At 51.3% G+C, this 306-nt stretch carries 1 protein-coding gene; it reads left to right on the forward strand.

The window, feature by feature from the left end; genetic code table 11:
- Positions 1–306: spore germination protein (locus EDM56_RS30785; protein ID WP_148040441.1), on the forward strand; the 306-nt coding region annotated here is incomplete at both ends.

The raw sequence follows: 306 nt of genomic DNA on the forward strand, positions 1-306 counted from the left end.
AGCTGTTCAACAGCCCGGAAGATTTTTATACCAGATGGTCGACTGCCACGATGCTGCGGTTGATCCGGTTTTCCGGCTTGTTTATTTCTGTTTTGCTGACATCAAGCTACGTTTCCGTGCTCACTTATCACCCGGAGATGCTGCCGCCACAGCTTCTCCTCGTGCTGACGGAATCGAGAAGCAAGGTTCCGTTTCCGCCTGTCATTGAAGTCATGTTTATTGAAATCATCATCGAAATCTTGCGGGAAGCTGGGGCGCGCATGCCGAGTAAGATCGGTCAGACCATCGGTATCGTAGGCGGTATCG

Source organism: Brevibacillus fluminis, assembly GCF_003710825.1.
Taxonomy (GTDB): Bacteria; Bacillota; Bacilli; order Brevibacillales; family Brevibacillaceae; genus Brevibacillus_D; species Brevibacillus_D fluminis.